The organism is Nonomuraea sp. NPDC059023, from assembly GCF_042740095.1.
In the GTDB taxonomy this organism is placed as follows: domain Bacteria; phylum Actinomycetota; class Actinomycetes; order Streptosporangiales; family Streptosporangiaceae; genus Nonomuraea.
The window spans coordinates 1-4,968 of sequence record NZ_JBHYIO010000106.1 but is presented as its reverse complement, the minus strand read 5'-3'; the positions used below and the strand labels follow the sequence as shown (position 1 = coordinate 4,968).

Annotated in this window: 5 protein-coding genes; 2 read left to right on the top strand and 3 right to left on the bottom strand. The window is 72.3% G+C overall.

What is annotated here, in order from left to right; all coding sequences use genetic code 11:
- Positions 1-145: 145 nt before the first annotated feature.
- Positions 146-334 (top strand): hypothetical protein, encoded by a 189-nt coding sequence (locus ACFWYW_RS58845; RefSeq protein ID WP_379641460.1) that lies wholly within the window; start codon positions 146-148, stop codon positions 332-334.
- 6 nt (positions 335-340) lie between these two features.
- Here the strand turns inward: ACFWYW_RS58845 and metE are convergent, their stop codons facing one another.
- On the bottom strand, positions 341-2,479 hold the full coding sequence (metE, locus tag ACFWYW_RS58840) for a 5-methyltetrahydropteroyltriglutamate--homocysteine S-methyltransferase (RefSeq protein WP_379625080.1): 2,139 nt from the start codon (positions 2,477-2,479) through the stop codon (positions 341-343).
- An 83-nt stretch (positions 2,480-2,562) separates the two neighbouring features.
- Here metE and ACFWYW_RS58835 point away from each other — a divergent pair, with 83 nt between their 5' ends.
- Positions 2,563-3,393 (top strand): LysR family transcriptional regulator, encoded by an 831-nt coding sequence (locus ACFWYW_RS58835; RefSeq protein ID WP_379625090.1) that lies wholly within the window; start codon positions 2,563-2,565, stop codon positions 3,391-3,393.
- On the opposite strand, the gene ACFWYW_RS58830 is transcribed toward ACFWYW_RS58835, so the two are convergent.
- Together ACFWYW_RS58830 and ACFWYW_RS58825 are read right to left on the bottom strand one after the other, a co-directional pair.
- Positions 3,335-4,063 carry a DNA alkylation repair protein gene (locus ACFWYW_RS58830; protein ID WP_379625082.1) on the bottom strand — a complete coding sequence of 243 codons (729 nt, stop codon included), beginning with the start codon at positions 4,061-4,063 and terminating at the stop codon, positions 3,335-3,337. The two genes, ACFWYW_RS58835 and ACFWYW_RS58830, sit on opposite strands and share 59 nt — an antisense overlap.
- The gene (locus tag ACFWYW_RS58825; protein ID WP_221340958.1) at positions 4,060-4,737 is read right to left on the bottom strand and encodes a TetR/AcrR family transcriptional regulator; all 678 of its coding nucleotides are present in this window, start codon (positions 4,735-4,737) and stop codon (positions 4,060-4,062) included. The genes ACFWYW_RS58830 and ACFWYW_RS58825 overlap by 4 nt, the downstream gene beginning before the upstream one ends.
- Positions 4,738-4,968 lie beyond the last annotated feature (231 nt).

Below are 4,968 nucleotides of genomic sequence, written 5' to 3'. Positions count from 1 at the left end.
TCTGATCGACGCGGGGCAGGGGGTGGTGGTCGCGGGCTCCCCCGCGCGCGGCCCCCTCGCCTAGGCCGTCTAGTACGCCGCGGCACCCGCGGGCGACGACGCCTACGAGAGCGTCGTCGCCGGATGGGAGCTGGCGGCCGACGCGGTGGCCGAAGCCCTCCGCTTCGTCCCCATCGGCGCCGACCGCGCGCCCGCCGACGCCTTCTGGACCCCGGCGGGCAGGACCGTCCACCGCGAGAACCCCGAACGCTTCACCCGGGAGGCGCTGGAAGCCGACCTGGCCCACTACCGCCAGAACCTCGACGACTTCCGGCGCCTCCACGCCACCGGCTGAGCCCCGTCAGAGCGTGGCGCGCACGCGGCGGGCCGCCTCGACCACATTGCCCAGCGACGCCTCCACCTGCGCGTACGTCCGGGTCTTCAGGCCGCAGTCCGGGTTCACCCACACCCGGTCGCCGGGCAGGACCTTCAGGGTGGCGGCCAGCCGTTCCTCGACCTCGTCGGCCGACGGCACCCGCGGCGAGTGGATGTCGTAGACGCCCGGCCCGAGACCGCGCGCGTAGCCGCTCACCGCGTCCAGGATGCGCCGTCCCGATCGGGCCGACTCGATGGTGGTGACGTCGGCGTCCAGGCCGTCGATCGCGGCCAGGATCTGGTCGGCGTCGGAGTAGCACAGGTGCGTGTGGATCTGCGTGCGGTCGGCGACCACCGACGTGGCCCTGCGGTAGGCGGCCACCGCCCACTCCAGGTACGCGGGCTGCTCGACGGCGCGCAGCGGCAGCAGTTCACGCAGGGCCGGCTCGTCCACCTGGATGACGGAGAGCCCGGCCGCCTCCAGGTCGCGCACCTCCTCGGCGATCGCGTCGGCCACCTGGAGCACCACGTCGCGCTGCGGCAGGTCGTCGCGGTCGAACGACCAGGCCACGATCGTCACCGGCCCGGTCAGCATGCCCTTGACGGGGCGATCGGTCAGCGACTGCGCGTAGGTGGCCCAGCGCACGGTGATGGGCGCCGGGCGCCGTACGTCGCCGTGGATGATCGGCGGGCGGGTGCAGCGCGAGCCGTAGGACTGCACCCAGCCGTTCTTGGTGACGGCGAAGCCGTCGAGGTGCTCGGCGAAGTACTGCACCATGTCATTGCGCTCGGGCTCGCCGTGCACGAGCACGTCCAGGCCGAGATCCTCCTGCACCTGGATGGCGTGCTCGATCTCGCGCTCGACGAGCTTCTCGTAGTCGTCCGCCGCCAGCGCGCCGGCCACGACGCCGGCGCGGGCCGCGCGCAGCTCGCCGGTCTGCGGGAACGAGCCGATCGTGGTGGTCGGCAGCGGGGGCAGTTTGAGGTGCCCGGCCTGCGCCGCCGCCCGCACGGGGTAGGGGCTGCGGGCCGGCCGTACCTCATGGGTGGCGCTCGCCGCCGCGACGGGAACCTCGTCAAAGGGTACGGCGGCGCCGTCCGCCAGCAGGCGGGCCAGCTCGACCACCTCGGCCACCTTCTGCTCGGCGAAGGCCAGCCGGGCGACGAGGGCGGGCTCGAGACCGTCCTCGGCGGCGACGTCGTAGGGAACGTGCTGCAGCGAGCAGGAGGTGCTCACCACGACCCGGCCGGCGCGTACGCCCCGGAGCCTGGCGAGGGCGCGGCCGGGGTCGGTGCGCCAGACGTCGCGGCCGGAGACGACGCCCGCGAAGACGGTCTTGCCCTCCAGCGCGATCTCGGGCACGGACCCGCGGACCAGGTCGAGACCGATGCCTTCGACCGGCGTCGCGGCCAGCGCGGGCAGGGCCGGGCCCAGGTCGCCGAAGTAGGAGGCGATGAGGATCTTGGGCCGCTCGGGCGCGGCGCCGAGCCTGGCGTAGGCGGCGCGGACCGCGTCGAGCTGGGCGGGGGTGAGGTCGGTGACGAGCGCGGGCTCGTCGAGCTGCACCCAGGCCACCCCTTCGCGCGCCAGGGCGGCCAGGAGCTCCTCGTAGGGGCCGAGCACGTCCTCCAGCCGCTCCAGCGCCCCGGACAGCGACAGGAACGTCACCGGGCCCACCACCACGGGCCGCGTCTCGTGGCCGAGCGCACGCGCCTCCCGCACCTCCGCCAGCGGCTTGGCGGCGTCGAGCTCGAAGACGGTCTCAGGGCCGATCTCCGGCACGATGTAGTGGTAGTTGGTGTCGAACCACTTGGTCATCCGCAGCGGCGCCAGCCCGTCGGTGCCGCGTGCCATGGCGAAATAGGGGTCCTCGGCGGCGAGATAACGTTCCGGCACCGCGCCGAGCAGCACGGCGGTGTCGAGCACCTGGTCATAGAACGAGAACGTGTTGGACGGCAGCTCCCCGAGCCCCAGCCCGGCCAGGCGGCCCCAGGTGGCGGCCCGCAGCCGGGCGCCCTCCTCCTCAAGGTCCCGGCGCGTGGTGCGCCCGTCCCAGTAGGACTCCAGGGCGCGCTTCAGCTCTCTGTTCGGGCCGATGCGGGGATATCCGAGCACGGTGGACATTTCACTGCTCCCAAGCCGGTGACGAAGACCTCTGGATCGTGCCTTCGATCTCCGCAGTGATGCATCATCTATTTGTGCTGCTTATGCTCAAGGAGATCCACTGCTTCGCCCGCGTGGCCGGACGGCTCAGCTTCTCGCGGGCCGCCGCCGACCTGGGCATGTCGCAGCCCGCCATGAGCCAGGCCATCACCCGGCTGGAGAACGCCCTCCACCTCCAGCTTTTCGAGCGCAGTGCCCGCGAGGTACGGCTGACCGCCGCCGGTGCGGCCCTGCTCGCGCAGGCCGAGCAGGTGCTGGCCGCGGTCGACGGCTTCACCGACGAGGCGGCCCGGCTGACCCAGGCCGTCATCCATCTCGCTTATCCACCGCTTGCCGGGGCATTGGCGGCGCGGATCGTGCGGCGGCTGGCGGCCCGCGGCCCGTCCCTCGCCGTCGAGCTCCGCCCGGCCGGGCGGGCCGCCGCCGCCCAGGCGCTCGACGAGGGGCGGGTGTCGGCGGCCCTCGTCGCCTTTCCCGCCCCGGCCAGGTTCACCACGGGGGCGCGGTTTCACGTGACGGTGGATCGGCTGGCCGTACCGGCTGATCATCCGTGGCGTAACCGGGTGCTGGCCGAGCAACTGAGCGGGCAGGACCTGCTCGTGCCAGGCGGGCGGCTGGAGGGGCTGCCGGGACGGCATCGGCAGGTGGCCGAGGACGACTACGCCGCCGCCCTCGACCTGGTCGCCGCCGGGGCCGGGCTGCTGCCGATCCCGCAGCTCGTGGCCAGGACCGTACGGAGGGAGGACGTCAGGTTCGTCCCGCTGGAAGGGGCCGACCTGCGCCTGACCTACGGACTGGCCTGGCGCGGCGAAGGCGTCACACCTGGGCTGATGGCCCTGGTGCAGGCGGTGCAGGAGGCGTTGTGGACTCGCTAGCGATGTTCTTGAGCGCCTCGCGCCGGCTCAGGCCGGAGATGCCCTTGGCCTGGACGTAGCGCACCACCTCGCGCGGGCTGACCTTCGCGTACTCGCGCAGCGCCCAGCCGATGGCCTTGCGGGCGAAGAAGTCGTTGTCCGACAGGCTCGGCTCGATGCACGCGAACAGCAGGGCGGTGTCGGTGCGCTGCTTGAACCGGTTCTGCGACAGGATCGCCGTCCGGCGCTTCCACAGATCCGGCTGGCCGGCCCACTGCAGCATGAGCGGGCGCATCGAGTCGGGGAAGGCCGCCAGCAGCCCGCCGACCCGGTGGGTGGCGATCTCGTCCACCAGGTCCCACCAGGCGCCGGTGACCACCATCTCCTCGTACATCGGCACCGTGTAGAGCGTCTGGTGCTCGCGGTAGAGATGGTAGCCGGACAGCTCGATCGCGGCGTAGCGCTCCTCGCGGAACTCCGCCTCACGCCACAGCTCCAGCACCGCCCGCCGCCACTCGGGCGCGCCGTCCAGCGGATGCGCGGCGAAAACCCTCTTCAGCGCGGTACGGCGGGGCCCGGCCGACACCCCGAGAAACGGCATCTCCGACTTCATGTAGCGCTGCATCTGTGGCGCCTTGGCGGCGTCGGCCACCTCCTGCAGCGCCAAGCGGACGGCTTTGCGGAGGCTCATGCCTTCTGCGTGGTGCGCTCGCCCGTGGCCAGGCCGTCGAACAGCACGGTGATGTAGTGCTCGGCCAGGCCCGTCGTGTTGAGCCTGCCGCCGGGCCGGAACCAGCGCACCGCCACCCAGATCGTGTCGCGGATCATCCGGTAGGTGAGCTTGGGATCGACGTCGCCGCGGAACTGCCCCGCCGCCTGGCCCGCCTTGATCTGCGCCACCCACATCTGCTCGACCTCGTCCTCGGCCTTGACGAGGTAGTTGAAGCGCTCGAACTGGCGCAGGTAGTTCCAGTCGTTCTGCATGACGGTGATCGCGGCGCGGTGGGGCTCCAGCGTGCCGAAGCCGATGCGCACCATCTCGGAGAGCACGGCCCGCGGCTCGCCGCCGGACTCGAGCGCGGCGCGGTAGCGGGCGATGAGGTCGTCGAGGAAGGTGGAGAGCACCTCGTCGACGATCGTCTCCTTGGAGTCGAAGTGGTGGTAGAGGCTTCCGGAGAGGATCCCGGCCTCGTCGGCGATCTCGCGCACGGTCGTGGCCTGGAAGCCCTTGCGCGCGAAGAGCTCCGCGGCGAGCTTCACGAGGTGGTCACGGCGCTCGGAGGCCGAGCCGGACGAGGTCGCGCGCTGGCGCTTGGCCGGGGTGGCGGTCGCGCCGGAGTTCTTTCGCGTTGTCACGTCCTCCATTATGAGCCCTCGCACAATCGCTTGTTCACGTAACACGCCCAGCTCACCCGCCCAAGACCCCAACCACCCAGCCCCCCACCCGATTCCACCCCACCCCACCCAACCACCCCACTCACCCCCTCCCACCCCCGGATCGCCCACCCCCGGATCGCCCACCCCCGGATCGCCCACCCCCGGATCGCCCACCCCCGGATCGCCCACCCCCGGATCGCCCACCCCCGGATCGCCCAC

What these genes read in the sequence shown, in the direction of transcription:
- ACFWYW_RS58835 (WP_379625090.1), top strand. Translation starts at nt 2,563, where the DNA reads ATGCTCAAGGAGATCCACTGCTTCGCCCGCGTGGCCGGACGGCTCAGC.
- ACFWYW_RS58825 (WP_221340958.1), bottom strand. Translation starts at nt 4,737, where the DNA reads ATGGAGGACGTGACAACGCGAAAGAACTCCGGCGCGACCGCCACCCCG.
- ACFWYW_RS58830 (WP_379625082.1), bottom strand. Translation starts at nt 4,063, where the DNA reads ATGAGCCTCCGCAAAGCCGTCCGCTTGGCGCTGCAGGAGGTGGCCGAC.
- metE (WP_379625080.1), bottom strand. Translation starts at nt 2,479, where the DNA reads ATGTCCACCGTGCTCGGATATCCCCGCATCGGCCCGAACAGAGAGCTG.